17 protein-coding genes and 1 tRNA gene are annotated in these 15,900 nt (G+C 67.3%); 12 read left to right on the forward strand and 6 right to left on the reverse strand.

The features are described from left to right. The first annotated feature begins 247 nt into the window (after positions 1–247). The 5 genes from recQ to QMX81_RS17325 all read left to right on the forward strand — a co-directional run bounded on the left by recQ (position 248) and on the right by QMX81_RS17325 (position 6,208). Positions 248–2,053, forward strand: coding sequence for a DNA helicase RecQ (gene recQ, locus QMX81_RS17305; RefSeq protein WP_282263336.1), 1,806 nt, complete (start codon positions 248–250; stop codon positions 2,051–2,053). Between the two features lie 94 nt (positions 2,054–2,147). Continuing rightward, complete coding sequence (locus QMX81_RS17310) at positions 2,148–2,543, forward strand: CopL family metal-binding regulatory protein (RefSeq protein ID WP_152151913.1); 396 nt, start codon at positions 2,148–2,150, stop codon at positions 2,541–2,543. Between the two features lie 104 nt (positions 2,544–2,647). After that, positions 2,648–4,441 carry a copper resistance system multicopper oxidase gene (locus QMX81_RS17315; RefSeq protein ID WP_152151911.1) on the forward strand — a complete coding sequence of 598 codons (1,794 nt, stop codon included), beginning with the start codon at positions 2,648–2,650 and terminating at the stop codon, positions 4,439–4,441. Between the two features lie 221 nt (positions 4,442–4,662). Continuing rightward, entirely contained in the window at positions 4,663–5,595 is a 933-nt protein-coding gene (locus QMX81_RS17320; RefSeq protein ID WP_282263366.1) for a copper resistance protein B, read from the forward strand. A 100-nt stretch (positions 5,596–5,695) separates the two neighbouring features. Continuing rightward, on the forward strand, positions 5,696–6,208 hold the full coding sequence (locus QMX81_RS17325) for a GNAT family N-acetyltransferase (protein ID WP_282263343.1): 513 nt from the start codon (positions 5,696–5,698) through the stop codon (positions 6,206–6,208). A gap of 18 nt (positions 6,209–6,226) precedes the next feature. Here the strand turns inward: QMX81_RS17325 and QMX81_RS17330 are convergent, their stop codons facing one another. After that, entirely contained in the window at positions 6,227–6,523 is a 297-nt protein-coding gene (locus tag QMX81_RS17330) for a zf-TFIIB domain-containing protein (protein ID WP_088432901.1), read from the reverse strand. A 153-nt stretch (positions 6,524–6,676) separates the two neighbouring features. Here QMX81_RS17330 and QMX81_RS17335 point away from each other — a divergent pair, with 153 nt between their 5' ends. The 3 genes from QMX81_RS17335 (at position 6,677) to QMX81_RS17345 (ending at position 8,776) form a co-directional block, all read left to right on the forward strand. Next, entirely contained in the window at positions 6,677–7,441 is a 765-nt protein-coding gene (locus QMX81_RS17335) for a CPBP family glutamic-type intramembrane protease (RefSeq protein ID WP_282263344.1), read from the forward strand. A gap of 122 nt (positions 7,442–7,563) precedes the next feature. Beyond that, complete coding sequence (locus QMX81_RS17340; RefSeq protein ID WP_152151904.1) at positions 7,564–7,962, forward strand: response regulator; 399 nt, start codon at positions 7,564–7,566, stop codon at positions 7,960–7,962. Between the two features lie 148 nt (positions 7,963–8,110). Beyond that, positions 8,111–8,776, forward strand: a complete 666-nt coding sequence (locus QMX81_RS17345) for a DUF3011 domain-containing protein (RefSeq protein ID WP_282263348.1) — start codon at positions 8,111–8,113, stop codon at positions 8,774–8,776. A gap of 21 nt (positions 8,777–8,797) precedes the next feature. Here the strand turns inward: QMX81_RS17345 and QMX81_RS17350 are convergent, their stop codons facing one another. Further along, on the reverse strand, positions 8,798–9,478 hold the full coding sequence (locus QMX81_RS17350) for a lysozyme inhibitor LprI family protein (protein WP_282263354.1): 681 nt from the start codon (positions 9,476–9,478) through the stop codon (positions 8,798–8,800). Between the two features lie 230 nt (positions 9,479–9,708). Here QMX81_RS17350 and QMX81_RS17355 point away from each other — a divergent pair, with 230 nt between their 5' ends. Further along, positions 9,709–10,566 (forward strand): hypothetical protein, encoded by an 858-nt coding sequence (locus QMX81_RS17355; protein WP_282263356.1) that lies wholly within the window; start codon positions 9,709–9,711, stop codon positions 10,564–10,566. Positions 10,567–10,769: 203 nt separating this feature from the next. Beyond that, positions 10,770–10,931, forward strand: a complete 162-nt coding sequence (locus QMX81_RS17360; protein ID WP_193222764.1) for a hypothetical protein — start codon at positions 10,770–10,772, stop codon at positions 10,929–10,931. A 209-nt stretch (positions 10,932–11,140) separates the two neighbouring features. Here QMX81_RS17360 and QMX81_RS17365 read toward each other — a convergent pair whose 3' ends face one another. Then, on the reverse strand, positions 11,141–11,611 hold the full coding sequence (locus QMX81_RS17365) for a PA2169 family four-helix-bundle protein (RefSeq protein ID WP_152151896.1): 471 nt from the start codon (positions 11,609–11,611) through the stop codon (positions 11,141–11,143). A gap of 199 nt (positions 11,612–11,810) precedes the next feature. Between QMX81_RS17365 and QMX81_RS17370 the strand changes: the two genes are divergently transcribed. Together QMX81_RS17370 and QMX81_RS17375 are read left to right on the forward strand one after the other, a co-directional pair. Further along, positions 11,811–13,286, forward strand: a complete 1,476-nt coding sequence (locus QMX81_RS17370; protein ID WP_282263362.1) for a S41 family peptidase — start codon at positions 11,811–11,813, stop codon at positions 13,284–13,286. Between the two features lie 100 nt (positions 13,287–13,386). Next, positions 13,387–13,761, forward strand: a complete 375-nt coding sequence (locus QMX81_RS17375; RefSeq protein WP_282263364.1) for a DUF6713 family protein — start codon at positions 13,387–13,389, stop codon at positions 13,759–13,761. 371 nt (positions 13,762–14,132) lie between these two features. Here QMX81_RS17375 and QMX81_RS17380 read toward each other — a convergent pair. The 3 genes from QMX81_RS17380 to queE all read right to left on the reverse strand — a co-directional run bounded on the left by QMX81_RS17380 (position 14,133) and on the right by queE (position 15,760). Continuing rightward, a tRNA-Lys gene (locus QMX81_RS17380) sits at positions 14,133–14,208 on the reverse strand. Between the two features lie 72 nt (positions 14,209–14,280). After that, positions 14,281–14,946, reverse strand: coding sequence for a 7-cyano-7-deazaguanine synthase QueC (queC, locus tag QMX81_RS17385; protein ID WP_121039125.1), 666 nt, complete (start codon positions 14,944–14,946; stop codon positions 14,281–14,283). Positions 14,947–15,061: 115 nt separating this feature from the next. Next, positions 15,062–15,760, reverse strand: coding sequence for a 7-carboxy-7-deazaguanine synthase QueE (gene queE, locus QMX81_RS17390; RefSeq protein WP_121039128.1), 699 nt, complete (start codon positions 15,758–15,760; stop codon positions 15,062–15,064). Positions 15,761–15,900 lie beyond the last annotated feature (140 nt).

A 15,900-nucleotide genomic window follows, 5' to 3' on the forward strand; every position in this document is an offset into this window, starting at 1 on the left:
CGGTGTGGGTGGGTTTGCAGGACCGTTGGGCGCCATGGATGGCGCACTACGAGCCCCCATGGACGGGTTCACGGCGGGTCCTGCAGGCCCACCCACACCGCGCCAAACCCGTAAGACGGAACGCCCGGCGCTTTGAGCCTCTGCCTTTGAGGCCTTGAGGCTTTGATGCCTTGGCTCCTGGCATCCCTACACGCCGATCCGGCATCAGAGGACACGGCCCGTAGCCTGGGCAAGGTAAACTAGCGCGATGTCTTCCCGCCCCGCGCACGACCTGCTCAGCCGCATCTTTGGTTACGACGAATTCCGCGGTCCGCAGCAGGCGATCGTCGAGCATGTCGCCGCCGGCAATGACGCGCTCGTCCTCATGCCCACCGGCGGCGGCAAATCGCTCTGCTACCAGGTCCCCTCCCTGCTCCGCGACGGCACCGGCATCGTCATCTCGCCGCTGATCGCCTTGATGCAGGACCAGGTCGAAGCCCTGCGCCAGCTCGGCGTCCGCGCCGAATACCTCAACTCCACCCTTGATGGCGAAACCGCCGCCCGCGTCGAGCGCGAACTGCTCGCCGGCGAACTGGACATGCTCTACGTCGCCCCCGAGCGGCTGCTGACCGGCCGCTTCCTCTCGCTGCTCTCGCGCAGCCAGATTGCCCTGTTCGCCATCGATGAAGCCCACTGCGTCTCGCAGTGGGGCCACGACTTCCGCCCCGAATACCGCCAGCTCACCGTCCTGCACGAGCGCTGGCCCGACGTCCCGCGCATCGCGCTGACCGCCACCGCCGATCCGCCGACCCAGCGCGAAATCGCCGAACGGCTGGACCTGACCAACGCCCAGCACTTCGTCAGTTCGTTCGACCGGCCCAACATCCGCTATACCGTCGTCCAGAAAGACAACGCCAAGCGCCAGTTGCTGGACTTCCTGAAGGTCCACCGTCAGGAAGCCGGTATCGTCTACTGCATGTCGCGGCGCAAGGTGGAAGAAACCGCCGAATTCCTGTGCAAGGAGGGCATGAACGCCCTGCCCTACCACGCTGGCCTGCCCGCCGAGGTACGCGCCGCCAACCAGCGCCGCTTCCTGCGCGAGGATGGCATCGTCATGTGCGCCACCATCGCCTTCGGCATGGGCATCGATAAGCCGGACGTGCGCTTCGTCGCGCATACCGATCTGCCCAAATCGATGGAAGGGTATTACCAGGAAACCGGGCGCGCGGGGCGCGATGGCGAGCCTGCCGAAGCCTGGCTCTGCTATGGGCTCGGCGACGTCGTGCTGCTCAAGCAGATGATCGAACAGTCCGAAGCCGGCGAAGACCGCAAAACGCTCGAACGGTCCAAACTCGACCACCTGCTCGGCTACTGCGAATCCATGCAATGCCGCCGCCAGGTGCTGCTGGCCGGGTTCGGGGAAACCTATCCCCAACCCTGCGGCAACTGCGACAACTGCCTGCTGCCGCCGGATGCCTGGGATGCCAGCGTCGCCGCCCAGAAAGCGCTGAGCTGCGTCTACCGCAGCGGGCAGCGCTTCGGTGTCGGCCATCTGATCGACATCCTGCGCGGCGGTGACAACGAGAAGGTCCGTCAGTTCGGGCATACCGAGCTGAGTACCTACGGGATCGGCAAGGACCTGGATGCCCGCAGCTGGCGCAGCGTGTTCCGCCAGCTGGTCGCCTCCAGCCTGCTCGAGGTGGACAGCAGCGCGTACGGTGGCCTGCGCCTGACCGATGGCAGCCGCGAGGTGCTCAAGGGCCAGCGCAAGGTCATGATGCGGCGCGAAACACCCAAGGCCGCCCGCGAGCGTGACCGCAGCGGCCAGCGCACCGGCCTGTCGGTGCTGCCGCAGGATCTGGCGCTGTTCAATGCGCTGCGTGGCCTGCGTGCCGAACTCGCGCGCGAGCAGAACGTGCCGGCCTTCGTGATCTTCCACGACAGCACCCTGCGCAATATCGCCGAACAGCGCCCCACCAGCGTTGACGCCCTGGGCCGGGTCGGTGGCATCGGCGGCACCAAGCTGGCCCGCTACGGCGACCGCCTGGTCGAGATCGTGCGCGAGGAAGGCTGATGCCCCGGCGCGTTCAGTCAGACCCGGCTCCAGAGTTGAACCCTGCGTTCAGCCGCGGGTGCGGCCGCCAGGGTTTGGCAGTAAGGTGAGCCCCATGTCCGCCAGTGGCCTGCTCCTGCGAGTCGTCCTGATGCTCAGCCTGTTGCTCAATGGGCTGAACGTGGCCATGGCCGGCCCGATGGCACTGGCCCTGGCCGAACCGGCCGTGGCCGGCAGCGCGGCACCGCCCTGCCATGGCGACGCGCCGATGCCCGCCGCACACGATCACCACACCATGGCCACCGCCGACACCGGCGTGCAGGCACCGCATGATGGCGACCACTGCAAGATCAAGGACTGCCTGCGCAGCTGCGCCCAGCAACCCAGCCTGACCGTCCAGGTCGCCTGGTTGGCGACCCCGCCGCCGGTGTCGATGTCGCCGCCGAACACCGCGCATCCCACCCTGCCGACACCGCCGCTGGACCGTATCACCCGCCCTCCGATCGCCTGATCCGCCGCGCTCTGCGAGCGCCTGCCTGATGCTCTGCGCGCATGCCCCGGTGTGCGTGCGTTGACGGCACCGCGTGTGCCATTCGAATCAGATCCGGAGTTGCAATGTCTTTCATTAAAACACCCGGCACGGGCACCCCGCCCATGCCGTCGCGGCGCCTGTTCGTGCAGGGCGTCGCTGCTGGCGGCGTGGTCGCCGGCCTGGCCGCCACCGGCCTGAGCCCGCGTGCGTTCGCCGCCGCCGGCCCCGGCCTGGCCGCTGCCCCGCAGGTGCTCAGCCACCACGACGTGCAGTTGAGCATCGGCGAATCGCTGGCCAATTTCACCGGCCGCACCCGCCCGGCGATCACCGTCAACGGCAGCCTTCCGGCGCCGATCCTGCGCTGGCGCGAAGGCCAGACGGTCAACATCCGGGTCGCCAATACGCTGCAGGGCCACCCCACCTCCATCCACTGGCACGGCCTGCTGCTGCCGGCCAACATGGATGGCGTGCCCGGCCTGAGCTTCAACGGCATCGCCCCGGGCGAGGCCTACCAGTACCGCTTCACCCTCAAGCAGTCGGGCACGTACTGGTATCACAGCCATTCCATGTTCCAGGAACAGGCCGGCCTGTACGGCGCGCTGATCATCGACCCGCTCGAGCCGGCGCCGTATCACGCCGACCGAGAGCACGTGATCCTGCTCTCGGACTGGACCGACCTGGACCCCGGTGCGCTGTTCCGGCGCATGAAGAAGCTCGCCGAGTACGACAACTACTACAAGCGCACCCTGCCCGACTTCCTGCGCGATGTCCGCAAGGACGGCTGGGCCGCCGCCACCGCCGACCGCGGCATGTGGGGGCGGATGCGGATGACGCCGACCGACATCTCCGACGTCAACGCCCACACCTATACCTACCTGCTCAACGGCACCGCCCCGGCCGGCAACTGGACCGGGCTGTTCCGCAGTGGCGAAAAGGTGCTGCTGCGCTTCATCAACGGCGGCTCGATGACCTATTTCGACGTGCGCATCCCTGGCCTGAAGATGACCGTGGTCGCCGCCGATGGCCAGTACATCCACCCGGTCAGCATCGATGAATTCCGCATCGCCCCGGCCGAGACCTTCGATGTGATCGTCGAACCCAGCGGCCAGGACGCGTACACGATCTTCTGCCAGGACATGGGCCGCACCGGCTATGCCGCCGGCACGCTGGCGGTACGCCACGGCCTGCAGGCGCCGATTCCCGCCCGCGACCCGCGCCCGCTGCTGACCATGAGTGACATGGGCCACGACATGGGCCATGCCTCGAACGGGATGGCAGGCCACGACATGAAGGGCATGGAAGGCGGCTGCGGTGCCAGCATGGGCCACGGTGCGCACGGTGCCGATCCCAAAGCGCCGCGTCACCCGGCCAGCGAGCAGGGCAACCCGCTGGTGGACATGCAGAGCATGGCCACCGAGCCCAAGCTGGATGATCCCGGTATCGGCCTGCGCGACAACGGCCGCAACGTACTCACCTACGGCGCGATGCGCAGCCTGTTCGACGATCCCGATGGGCGTGATCCCGGCCGCGAGGTCGAGCTGCACCTGACCGGCCATATGGAGAAATTCAGCTGGTCCTTCGACGGCATCCCGTTCGCCAGCGCCGAACCGTTGCGCCTGACCTACGGCGAGCGCATGCGCATCGTGCTGGTCAACGACACGATGATGCAGCATCCGATTCATCTGCACGGCGTGTGGAGCGATCTGGAAAACGCGGACGGCGCGTTCCACCTGCGCAAGCACACCATCGACATGCCGCCGGGCACCCGCCGCACCTACCGCGTCCGTGCCGACGCGCTTGGGCGCTGGGCGTACCACTGCCACCTGCTGTACCACATGGAAGCGGGCATGATGCGCGAAGTGAGGATCGAAGAATGAGCCGCGCTCCTCTCACCGCGCTGTCCGCACTGAGCGCCGCCCTGCTGCTGGCGTTGGCCGCACCGGCCTGGGCACAGTCGCATGCCGGCCATGCCACGGCGCCGACCACAACCACAGCCGACACACCACCGGCGGATGACCGCCCGATGGATCACGGCAGCATGGATCACACCAAGATGGACCATTCAACGATGGACCACGGCAGCGCTGATCACAACCAGATGGACCACTCGACGATGGACCATGGCAGCACCGATCACAGCCAGATGGATCACTCGACGATGGACCATGGCAGCACCGATCACAGCCAGATGGACCACGCGACGATGGACCATGGCAGCACCGATCACAGCCAGATGGACCACGCGACGATGGACCATTCAACGATGGACCACGCCGCGATGGGCCATGGCACGCCGAAGCCGGCTGCCCCTACCGAACCGCTCGAACCGATTCCTGTCGTGACCGCCGCCGACCGCCTCGCCGCGTTCCCGCCGATCGACCACGGCGCGATGGAGCATGCGCCGGAGATCCACAGCCTGCTGCTGGTCAACCGCCTCGAACACTGGGACGGCCAGCACGGCACCGGCCAGGCATGGGAGGCCAGCGGCTGGGTGGGTGGCAACATCAACAGGCTATGGCTGCGCAGCGAAGGCGAGCGCAGCGACGGCCGCACCGGCTCGGCCGATCTGGAGGTGATGTACGGCCGCAGCGTGTCGCCGTGGTGGGACGTGCTGGTCGGCGTGAAGCAGGACTTCCGTCCGGCCGAGTCGCGCACCTGGGCGGCGTTCGGCATCCAGGGGCTGGCGCCGTACAAGTTCGAGACCTCGGCCACGGCGTATGTCGGCGAAGGCGGTCAGTTCGCGGCCACGGTGGAAGTGGAGTACGAGCTGCTGCTGACCAACCGCTTGATCCTGCAGCCGCTGGTGGAAGCCAGTTTTTCGGCGAAGGACGAGCCGGCGTATGGCAATGGCGCCGGCCTCAACAAACTCGAGGCCGGGCTGCGGCTACGCTACGAGTTCAGCCGCCGCTTCGCGCCCTACATCGGCATCAGCCACGAGCGGCTGTTCGGTGATACCGCCGACTACCACGAAGCAGCCGGCGAACGTGCGCGCGATACCCGCTGGGTGGCGGGCGTGCGGGTCTGGTTCTGATCCAGCAGCCATGACAGGTTCCGGGTACCGACGTACCCGGAACCACGGCCGACCCCAGGCGATGGCGTAAGCTGCCGGCCCCACCTGCCTGCCTTGCGCCATGATGTTGACCCTCCGCCGTGCCACCGTTGCCGATGCCGACGCACTCTCGGCGATCGCCATCGCCACCTATATCGAAACCTTCGGCGATTCCTACCCGCCGCAGGATCTGCACGCGTTCCTGCACAGCCACTATTCGGTCGAGCCGCAGCGTGACGAGCTCGCCGATCCACGCAACGCGGCGTGGCTGCTGGAAGCCGGGGAACGTGTGGTGGGGTATCTCGCCGCAGGGCCCAACAGCCTGCCCCATGCGGATGCCGCCGAGGGCGATATCGAGCTCAAACGCCTGTACCTGCTCGCCAGTCACCACAGTGGCGGCCACGGCGCGCGCCTGATGGACGCCTTCCTGGCGTGGCTCGATCAGCCACAGCGGCGCACGCTGTGGATCGGCGTGTGGTCCGGGAACGTTGGTGCGCAGCGCTTCTATGCGCGCTATGGCTGCAGCAAGGTGGGCGAATACGATTTCCCGGTCGGCGACAGCGTCGACCGGGAATTCATCCTGCGCCGCGCCTGAGCGCAGCGCAGGCGTACATCAGAAGTCGAACAGGTCCGACAGGAAGCTCTCTTTCTTTTTCTTGCGGTAGCCCTGCTGGTCGCCGTACTGCTGCTGGCCCAGGTGGCGGGTATCACGGTGCTGCACGGCGGCCGGCGGCGGCGGTGCGGCCGCGCGCACCGGCGCGGGTGCGGCGGCACCGGCCGAGCGCTCGATGATCTTGTCCAGCTCGCCTCGGTCCAGCCACACGCCACGGCACTGCGGGCAGTAGTCGATCTCGATGCCCTGGCGCTCGGACATCTGCAGCGCTTGGGTCTTGCATACGGGGCATTGCATGGGCGGTCGTCCAAGGGGTAAAGCCGCACTCTAGCCGGTCGCACCTGACCGTGGTGCAACGCGGCCATGACCGATGGCCCCCCGACCTATGCCCCATGCTGCTGGTGTGGCAATGGCGAACAATCCACGCCGTCCCTGGATATGGAGCGTCCCATGCCGTCCCTTCGCCTGCGCACCTGGCTGGCCACCTTCGTGGTGGTGCTGACCCTGGCCGTGTCGATCAATCTGCGCGACCTCGCCGCGTGGCTGGGCACGCCAATTCCGACGCTGCCGATTCCCTATGGCGGGGCCATCCTCGACAACGGCCTGGGCGTGCTGCTGGTGCTGGCCGTGGCTGCGCTGCTGCTGCGCCCCGGGCAACGCCTGCACGCGCTGCTCGGGTTGCGCTGGAATGGCTGGCAGGGCCCGGCGCTGGCCCTGCTGGCGACCCTGCCATGCTGGCTCGGCCTGTGGTGGCTGGGCGGTGTGAATCCCACCCAGGACCTGCTCGCCCTGCTGATGCTCGGCGTGCTGTTCCCGCTCGCCGAGGAGATCATCTTCCGCGGCTTCGGCTTCATCTTCGCGCACCGCCAGCAACGCTGGCCGTGGCTGGCCGCCGCGCTGGTGCAGGCGGTGATCTTCGGTGCGATCCACTGGTGGTCGTTCGGTGGCGGCGGCGGCATGGCGCTGCAGGTGTTCGCCATCACCGGCATCGGCGGGCTGGTGTTCGCCGGGCTCAATACGCTGGACGATTACACCCTGTGGAGCGGGCTGGCGCTGCACGTCTCGCTCAACCTGGCCTGGAACGTCTTCGTGATCACCGAGGCGACCGCCGTCGGCTGGCCGGCGACGGTGCTGCGTCTCTCGGCGGCGGGCCTGGCGGTCGGGCTGCTATGGGCCTGGCAGCGTCGTCGAAAACGTTCACTCGCCCTCGCCTGACCCGCGCTGACGCGGGCAGCACGGCCGGTTCACCGGGCATTCCGGCGCCGTCGACGATCTCCTCACCATCGCCCCGCGATACTTGCGCGCCCCTGTCCGGGGGTAAGCAGGAACCACGCTCCATGTTGTTGTCCAAACACCATCCCGAACCCCGCGTGCTGTTGATCGAAGACACCGAAGACACCCGTGAGCTCAGCCGCATGGCCCTGGAAAGCCAGGCGTGCGAAGTCGTGGCGGTCAGTTCCGCCGAAGCCGCGCTGGGCCTGCTCCAGGCCGGCGAGCGCTTCGATCTGGTGTTCACCGATGTCTGCCTGGGCGCGGTGAGTGGCATCGAGGCGGCGCATCGGGTCAAGCAGGAACAGCCCGGGCTGCCGGTGCTGGTCACCTCGGGCCTGGAGCCCTCCGTCGTGGTGCCGCAGCTCGGCCCGGGCATGCACTTCCTGCCCAAGCCTTACAGCATGAGCGAGCTGCTCGACGCGATCCGTGCCTGCTTCCAGCACCCGCTGGCCGCCTGCGCCTGAGGCGAGTCGCCGGCGGCCGTCCGGGCGCGCAGCTCAGTGATCTTCATCCGGATTTCATGTCCGCGTGGCCATCGTCGGTGCCGGGAACAGGGGTCTCCCGCTTCCCATACGATGCGACGCGCTCCTTTTCCTTGCCGGAATCGACGACATGCTATTCCGTATGCTGCTGGCCACGCCCTTGCTGTTGATGCTGCCGTTGGACGACGCACGCGCGGATGACTTCGTCACCTGTGAGAGCCGCGACAACCGGTATCAGTCCTGCACCCTGCCCCGCGCCGGCTACGTCACCCTGGACCGCAAACTGTCGGGTGCGGATTGCCGCCAGGGCCGCAACTGGGACTACGACCGCCGCGAGGTGTGGGTCGACGATGGCTGCCGCGCCTCGTTCCGGGTGCACGGCGGCGGCGATCGCGATGACCGCCATGACGATGACAACCACGACGCCAAGGTCGCCGCCGGCGTGTTGATCGGTGCGGCGATTCTCGGCGCGTTGGCCCACAACGCCAACAAGGATGACGCGCGCTACGACGACGAGAACTACCAGGGCGCACGCCACACGTCCTACGTGCCCAACTGGATGATCGGCGAGTTCGAGGGCTACAACCCGACCTTCAACGCCGACATCCGCATGCGCATCGACAGCGACGGCCGCATGAGCGCACAGACGCGTGGGCAGTCGTTGAATGGCTGGGTCAATGGCGGCCAGCTCAACGTCGGCAGCAGCGTGTTCGACATCAGCCAGAGCCGCGAGGGCTTCGTCACCACCGAGGTGGGCGACCGCCAGAACGAGGTGCGTTACCGCCGCGTGCCTTGAGCTACGCGGCGATGGCCGCCATCACTTGGCGATGTGGCACTGCAGCGTGGTGCCGTAGAACTCCAGCGTGGTCTGGTCGTTGTGGATCCGCAGGTCGACACCTTCGCGCCCCCAGCGGCCACCGTTGTTTTCCTCACGGGTCACCGGCACCGGGAACACGATCGCCTGATCGTTGCCCCAACTGACCACGGCCGCGGTCGGGTCGATGTCGTTGTAGAACACCGCCGTCACCGGCTTGCTGTTGTCATCGCAGCGGTACTCGACCTTCGCCGGCACCTGGATGCCGCCAGCGTTGAGGGTCAGCTCGACCAGACGCGTCTGGTAGGACTCCACGAGACAACGGTGCGGATCGACCGCGCGCGAACAGGCATCACGCCCCTTGATCCAGCCCCGCTGTTCGGCCGCGATGTCCAGCTCGTCCGGGCTGGTCTGCACCCGCTTGTACAGCGCGGCCAGCTGGCGATCCAGTGCGGCCAGGCGCGCGTCGCCGCACACCAGCGTCTCCGCCTGGGACTGCGCCTTGGTGCAATCGAACGACGGCGGCTGCAGGGTCGGGCTGGCGGGGGCGACGGGCGCGCTGGCAGCGGGGGGCGACGTGGCCGGCGCGGCAGGCTCTGCCGGAGTCGCGGTATCGGACGGCGCCGGCTTGGAACAGGCCGCGAGCGCAAGCGCCCCCACACCCAGCAGGACGAAACGGTTCATGGCACCTCCAACAACGATCAACGAATGACTGGCTATTGTGCCCCCGTAAGCGGTTCTGCGGTGTGCACAGGCAGACCGCTCGTGGGCCACGCCTGCATCGCTGCTCACCGTCATTCGAGGACAACCGATTGCCGGGCACCCGCAGGATGCCCCGGCGAGGCATGCTGCGCACCGGGTTGCCGCCCAGCCCCGGCTCACCTACGCTCCATGCCCGAATCGATCCAAGGACCATGCCCCGGATGAGTGGCAGCCCGTTTTCTTCTCTCACGCGACGACTGGCATGGCCGGCGCGTGCGCCTGTCCAGACACCGCTGGGCGCGGCCCTCCTCGTGGTGTTGCTGGTCGCCTCACCCGCACGTGCCGATGACATACCGCCGCAGTTCATGGCGCAGTACGAAGCCACGCGCGATTACCTGCAACTGCTGCAGCAAGCCGACGCCGACAAGGCACCGGAGCAGCTCGACAGCCCACGCGCCATGCAACTGCTGACGGCGGTGACCAACACGACCGACGTCCTGGCGCCGGACTACGCGACGGCGGACCTGGGGCTGCTGACCAACGCGTGCCAGTACGGCGTAACGCTGTCCACCCGGTTGATGCAGTTCGGCATGGGTACGATGCCAGCAGCCGTGCTCCTCCATTCCGGCGAGCAGGCCCGCCAAGGCAAGCACAACGCCGAGCGCTTCCAGGCACAGCTGGGCCTGCTGCTGCCGTACCTGCTGCAGTGCGGTGCACGGATGCAGCCCCTGGTGGATACGTGGCTGACCGTTGCAACGCCCGCAGAGCTCGCCGGTCTGGGACCGGGCGGCACCGACACCCTTCGCCGCAATGCGCAACGCCAGTATCTGGAGATGCTGGAGGTGATGCGTGCCCAGCCGGCGGGCAGCACGCTGAAGCGGACCCTGGTCGGTGCGCTGGCGGAGACGGCGGCGCCTTACGCGCAGATGCTGCAGCCCGCGCAACGGCAGCCGGTGCGCGAGGCGTTGAAGGAAGCGCTGCAACAGGTGGACCCCAGCGACGTTCCGCTCCTGCAGCAGGCCATTGCCGGGTTCAACAGCAACCATTGCGGGACACTCTGCCAATCCTGATACATCGACGGCCGCAGCCTCCAACTCGGCGCCGGGGATGAAGGCACGTTGTGGACCCGCAGCGCCGTGGGTGGTCACACCCACGCGGTGTAGCACCTGGTCATGAGACTACCCTGACCCGATGCTCATCCCAGTGCGACCCTCGCGTAACAGCGGCAGGTCCACGCTGGGGTTGCGACATCACGTCGCCTTGGAGTCACACCATGTCCAACATGCAGAACAACGAAAACAACGTCAAGAATGCTGCTGCACAGAAAGGCCCGCAGTCCGAACAGGATCGCAAGGACGCGCAGGCCAAGCAGCAGAAGCAGGAACAGGACACCAAGAAAGCGCCTGATGCCGGCAACAAGCCGCAGCAGAAGTAATCGCTCTGCCGGATGGTGGGGCTGCGCATCCGCGCAGCCCTCACACGCAGACGGCGACCAAGCGCACTCGGCTCCATCCCGCACGCTTCAGCGTCTCGCGTCCTTCAATTTCCTGCATCCTTCACTACGAAGCTCATTCGCGACGCTGTTGATTCGCGACGGTGCGCATGCGCGTGCTTCCTGGACGGTGTAGGTGAGGGTGTGGGTGACTATGCATCCCGGCCCCGCAGCTCATCTACCTCCTGGCGCATGTCGTCCCAACCGAGCCGCGTCTCCAGCAGCATGCCGTTGAGCGTTCGTCGCGCATTTGCCGTCAGTGCGCCATCGCGCGCGGCCACTTCGAGTGCCCTCACCAGACGCGCTTCAGCTGCCTGGCTCTCGCTGGCGTACTGGATGTCCGCATCCCCGAGTACGGTACCCAACCTGCCGAAGCCGCCACGGAGGCTGCCGGCCAGGGTACGGTGGCGGGAGGGCTGACCGCCGGCGTCGCGCACCAGCCGTGTGACCCCATCGATGACCTGCATTTTCGCTGCGGCCATCCGCATCATCAGCGCGTTCAACTGCGGATCCTGCGTCCCATCGTCGGCGACGGCTCTGGCGTAGATGTCGTGGCCGTCGCGCGCGATGCCGATGATCTGGTTGAGTTCGCGTATCGCGTGGCCGGATTGGACGGTACTCATCACAGCGCTCCGTGGGATCGTGGGCCCACTGTGGCCGGGTATCGCCTGATCGTGCGCGCGTCGTAGGGACGGTGGCGTGATGCGGCACCGGGACTTCCGGGGAACACGCGCATTGGCTACGATCGACCGGAGTCGATCGCACACACGATCCCGTCACCCTTGCCCCGTGCGGCACTGCGCCGGGTCGCAAGGAGGCTGTATGGCAGGGATGAGTGGCACTGTATTCATGCTCGCGATGCTGGGCGTCGCCGCGCCGGGGGCATCCGTTGCCGCGCCGGCATTCGATCGCAGCGCCTGGCAGGCCGACCATGTGGCGCTCAAGCGCGCCTTGGAGCAGGATTACGCGCATCTGGCATGGGCCGCCTCGCCACAAAGCGGTGTGGATCTTCCCGCACTGGATGCCGAGGCGCAGCGTGCGCTGGCTGAAGCACGTACGGATACGCAGGCGCGCCAAGCCCTGCACACTTTCCTGGCCGGGTTCCAGGATGGTCACCTCAGCCTGCTCGACCCGCTTGAACAGGCGTCCGACACGGCCTCGCCCACTGCTGTGGACCCGCGCACGCTGGGCGCGAGCGCAGGGTGTGCCGCGCTCGGCGTGGCCGATGAAGGCCGGCACGATTTCAGCCTGCCGCTGGAAACGCTGGCCGGTTACCACCCCCTCAACGACGACGCCGATCCTGTGCTGCGCGCCGGCATTCTCTCGCTGCCGGATGGCCACACGGTGGGTCTGCTGCGCCTGCATGAGTTCGATGCCTTGCGCTATCCGGGCCTCTGCCACGCGCTGTGGCCGCAACTGCGGCATGCGGACTCCACCGACGACATGCGCGGCACCTTGGCCCGGGGCTGGGTCGCGGTGATCGCCGCCAGCCTGCGGCGTTTCCAACAGGACGGAGTGGACGCCGTGCTGGTGGATGTCGGCGACAACCCGGGGGGCGACGACAGTGGCGATACGCTGACCCGGCTGTTCACCCCGCAGCCGGTTGCCTCCGCCGTGCTCCAGGTCAGCCAGTCCCCGGCCGGCAAGCCCTATCTGGACGAGCAATACGAGCGGCTCGACGACGCACTGCGCAATCACCGCCCCAACGCCGCAGCCCGCAGGCTGCTCACTACGGAGCGGCAGGCGTTCCAGGCGTCGCGGCGGGCCACGGCGCTGCCGGCCTGCGATCTGTCATGGGCCTGGCGGGTACAGCACGACTGGAACGGCCCCACATGCCGGCGCCTGGTGCCCGCAGGTACCTCCGGGGGCCCGTTGCCGAGCCCTGCCGTGGACACCCTCGATGATTTCCTCATCGCGCACCGCCTGGACTGGTCACAGGATCTGCGCGAGCACTGGGGCGCCTGGAAGGGGCCGGTATATGTCCTCACCAATGCAAAGACGGCGTCCTCCGCCGAGATGTTCGCGGCGCGGATGCAGGACAACCACATCGCGCGCATCGTCGGGACGCACAGCGGAGGGTACGGCTGCGGCTTCATGAGTGCGCAGGCGATGCCTGAACTGCCCCATTCGCATCTGCGCCTGCGCGTTCCGAATTGCGTGCGCCTGCGTGCCGATGGCAGTGACGAGGTGGCCGGCATCCGCCCGGACCTGCCGGTCGCGCCGCGTCGTGGCGAAGGCGCACGGGCCCGCGCGCAGCGGCTGGTCGATACGCTCATCGGCGACATCGCGCTGCATTGAATGCGGGCCGCGGCGGAGCCAATCCGGCACGCAGGCACGCGGTGAGCGCCGCTACACTGTGCACGCTGCAGGATCCGCAGCCTTCGGCATCGCCTGTCCCATGGAAAGACGCTACTTCGCCACCCTGCTTGCCTTGATCCTTCATCAGATCGACGCCGCATTCTGGCGTGAGTGGGAGATGTTCCTGCTGCCCGGTGGCGTGCAGGGCTTCCTGGTCTTCAACCTGCTGGCCATCGGCGTGGTGCTGCTCGGCTACCGCCACGTGCTGCTGCAGACCAGCAAGGCGCGCGGCTTTGCGATGGTCTGCGCGGCGCTGGGCATCGCGACGTTCCTCATTCACCTCGGCTTCGCCGTGTTCGGCCACCGCGCTTTCCACCTGCCGTTGTCGATGGCGGTGATCGCAGCCTGCCTGGTCTCGGCGGTGTGCCTGTTGCGCTCGCTGCGCACCGATGCGCAGGGACGCCCACGCGCCTGACCGGTACCCTGGAGACACTGCGCCGGTGTGCCAATGCCAGGCGCGCAGTAGGAGAGCAAAAACAGACAGTACCGTCGCAAAGACGACGGCGGTCTGCAGGACATCGATCACCATTGCCATTCCACTGCTCCGGATCGACCGCCGGCATGCACGCGTTCTCCGGGAAGCGGCATGTCGTGCTCAAGGTCGGGAGGTACAGCGTGCGCGTCCGGGCGATGGACAGGCATCGGTTCTTGCCCTGCTGCGTCTCAGTGAAAGACGCAATTCGCTGTGATGAAGCTCGGTAGCGCGGACTTGAGCTCCCATGGCGCGTGCGCCCCGCTGGAGGCATGAAAAAGGCGACCTCGCGGTCGCCTCGATCATGATGCAATTGGTGGGCCGTGATGGATTCGAACCATCGACCAAAAGATTAAAAGTCTTCTGCTCTACCAACTGAGCTAACGGCCCATTGCATCCCCGACGTGACGCCGGGGGTGCGCATTCTAACGCATCTTCGCGCTCATGCGTACCCGTCCCGCATCACACGTAGTGGGTCGGGTCCGGCACGCCGGCATCCGTGAAGCCCTGCGCGCGCAGGCGGCAGGCATCGCAGTGCCCGCAGGCGCGGCCCTGGTCGTCGGCGTTGTAGCAGGACACGGTCAGGCCGAAATCCACGCCGAGGCGGACGCCTTCACGCACGATATCGGCCTTGCTCAGGAACTGCAGCGGCGCGTGAACCTGGATACCCGCACCTTCCACGCCCGCCTTGGTGGCCAGGTTGGCCAGCGTCTGGAAGGCCTGGATGAATTCAGGGCGGCAATCCGGGTAGCCGGAATAGTCCACCGCGTTGACGCCGCAGAAGATGTCGTTGGCACCCAGCACCTCCGCCCAACCGAGTGCGACGGACAGCATGATGGTATTGCGCGCCGGCACGTAGGTGACCGGGATGCCCTCGCCGCCCGCTTCCGGGACGTCGATGTCATCGGTCAGGGCCGAGCCGCCGATGCTGCGCAGGTCGACATTGACGGTCTTGTGGGCGACCGCACCCAGCGCGCTGGCGACCGCCGCGGCGGCATCGAGTTCGGAGGTGTGACGCTGGCCGTAGCGCACGCTCAGGGCGTGAACGGCAAAGCCCTGCTCGCGGGCGATGGCGACAACGGCGGCGGAGTCCATGCCGCCGGACAGGAGGACGACTGCTTTTTTCATGGGGGGTGTTTCCGGTGGTTTGCGGGGAACCAGCACGCTGTCCCGCGCCGGACGTCTTTACTGATGGTGAGGCGTGGTCGATGGCATGCGCAGCGCCGTAGCGCTGCAGCCGGCGTTACCTCCCGGGTTCGTCATTCCACAACAGCTTGTGCAGCTGCATCTGGAAGCGCACCGGCAGGCGATCGGCCACGATCCAGTCGGCCAGCTCGCGCGGGCTGACCTCGCTCTTGCTCGGCGAGAACAGCACCATGCTGCGCTCGTTGAGCCGGTGCTCGCGGACCATGCCGCGGGCCCACTCGTAATCCTCGCGGCTGCACAGCACGAACTTGATCTGGTCGCGCTTGGTCAGCAGCGGCAGGTTCTCCAGCCGGTTGCGGGCCATTTCGCCGGAGCCGGGAGTCTTCAGGTCGACCACGCGCGACACGCGCGGATCCACGCCACTGACATCCAGCGCACCGGAGGTCTCCAGCGAGACGTCCAGGCCGGCGTCGCAGAGCTTCTCCAGCAGCACCAGGCAGCGCTTCTGCGCCAGCGGCTCGCCACCGGTCACGCAGACGTGGTGCACGCCTTGGGCCAGCACTTCGTCCACGATCGCGTCGATGTCCCACCAGGTGCCGCCGTGGAAGGCGTAGGCGGTATCGCAATAGGTACAGCGCAGCGGGCAGCCGGTCAGGCGCACGAACACGGTCGGCCAGCCGGCGGTATCGGCTTCGCCCTGCAGGGACAGGAAGATCTCGGTGATCTTCAGTCGCGGCAACGGGGACTGCACGATCTCACTGGGGAGTGCGGCGGCAGCGGACAGGGTCGTGGTCATGGCGGTGATTCTTGGCGGACGGCTTCGGAAACGACAACAGCCGGGCATGGCCCGGCACGGAAGACCGGGCAGCGCCCGGTTGGCGATCCATCAGTATACCGGGCCCGGCCGCTCCAGCGGCCCAGGCCGGGTCAGCGGAT

It is taken from the genome of Stenotrophomonas sp. PS02301, assembly GCF_029959485.1.
In the GTDB taxonomy this organism is placed as follows: Bacteria; Pseudomonadota; Gammaproteobacteria; order Xanthomonadales; family Xanthomonadaceae; genus Stenotrophomonas; species Stenotrophomonas maltophilia_Z.

What these genes read in the sequence shown, in the direction of transcription:
- recQ (WP_282263336.1), top strand. Translation starts at nt 248, where the DNA reads ATGTCTTCCCGCCCCGCGCACGACCTGCTCAGCCGCATCTTTGGTTAC.
- QMX81_RS17310 (WP_152151913.1), top strand. Translation starts at nt 2,148, where the DNA reads ATGTCCGCCAGTGGCCTGCTCCTGCGAGTCGTCCTGATGCTCAGCCTG.
- QMX81_RS17315 (WP_152151911.1), top strand. Translation starts at nt 2,648, where the DNA reads ATGTCTTTCATTAAAACACCCGGCACGGGCACCCCGCCCATGCCGTCG.
- QMX81_RS17320 (WP_282263366.1), top strand. Translation starts at nt 4,663, where the DNA reads ATGGACCACTCGACGATGGACCATGGCAGCACCGATCACAGCCAGATG.
- QMX81_RS17325 (WP_282263343.1), top strand. Translation starts at nt 5,696, where the DNA reads ATGATGTTGACCCTCCGCCGTGCCACCGTTGCCGATGCCGACGCACTC.
- QMX81_RS17330 (WP_088432901.1), bottom strand. Translation starts at nt 6,523, where the DNA reads ATGCAATGCCCCGTATGCAAGACCCAAGCGCTGCAGATGTCCGAGCGC.
- QMX81_RS17335 (WP_282263344.1), top strand. Translation starts at nt 6,677, where the DNA reads ATGCCGTCCCTTCGCCTGCGCACCTGGCTGGCCACCTTCGTGGTGGTG.
- QMX81_RS17340 (WP_152151904.1), top strand. Translation starts at nt 7,564, where the DNA reads ATGTTGTTGTCCAAACACCATCCCGAACCCCGCGTGCTGTTGATCGAA.
- QMX81_RS17345 (WP_282263348.1), top strand. Translation starts at nt 8,111, where the DNA reads ATGCTATTCCGTATGCTGCTGGCCACGCCCTTGCTGTTGATGCTGCCG.
- QMX81_RS17350 (WP_282263354.1), bottom strand. Translation starts at nt 9,478, where the DNA reads ATGAACCGTTTCGTCCTGCTGGGTGTGGGGGCGCTTGCGCTCGCGGCC.
- QMX81_RS17355 (WP_282263356.1), top strand. Translation starts at nt 9,709, where the DNA reads ATGCCCCGGATGAGTGGCAGCCCGTTTTCTTCTCTCACGCGACGACTG.
- QMX81_RS17360 (WP_193222764.1), top strand. Translation starts at nt 10,770, where the DNA reads ATGTCCAACATGCAGAACAACGAAAACAACGTCAAGAATGCTGCTGCA.
- QMX81_RS17365 (WP_152151896.1), bottom strand. Translation starts at nt 11,611, where the DNA reads ATGAGTACCGTCCAATCCGGCCACGCGATACGCGAACTCAACCAGATC.
- QMX81_RS17370 (WP_282263362.1), top strand. Translation starts at nt 11,811, where the DNA reads ATGGCAGGGATGAGTGGCACTGTATTCATGCTCGCGATGCTGGGCGTC.
- QMX81_RS17375 (WP_282263364.1), top strand. Translation starts at nt 13,387, where the DNA reads ATGGAAAGACGCTACTTCGCCACCCTGCTTGCCTTGATCCTTCATCAG.
- queC (WP_121039125.1), bottom strand. Translation starts at nt 14,946, where the DNA reads ATGAAAAAAGCAGTCGTCCTCCTGTCCGGCGGCATGGACTCCGCCGCC.
- queE (WP_121039128.1), bottom strand. Translation starts at nt 15,760, where the DNA reads ATGACCACGACCCTGTCCGCTGCCGCCGCACTCCCCAGTGAGATCGTG.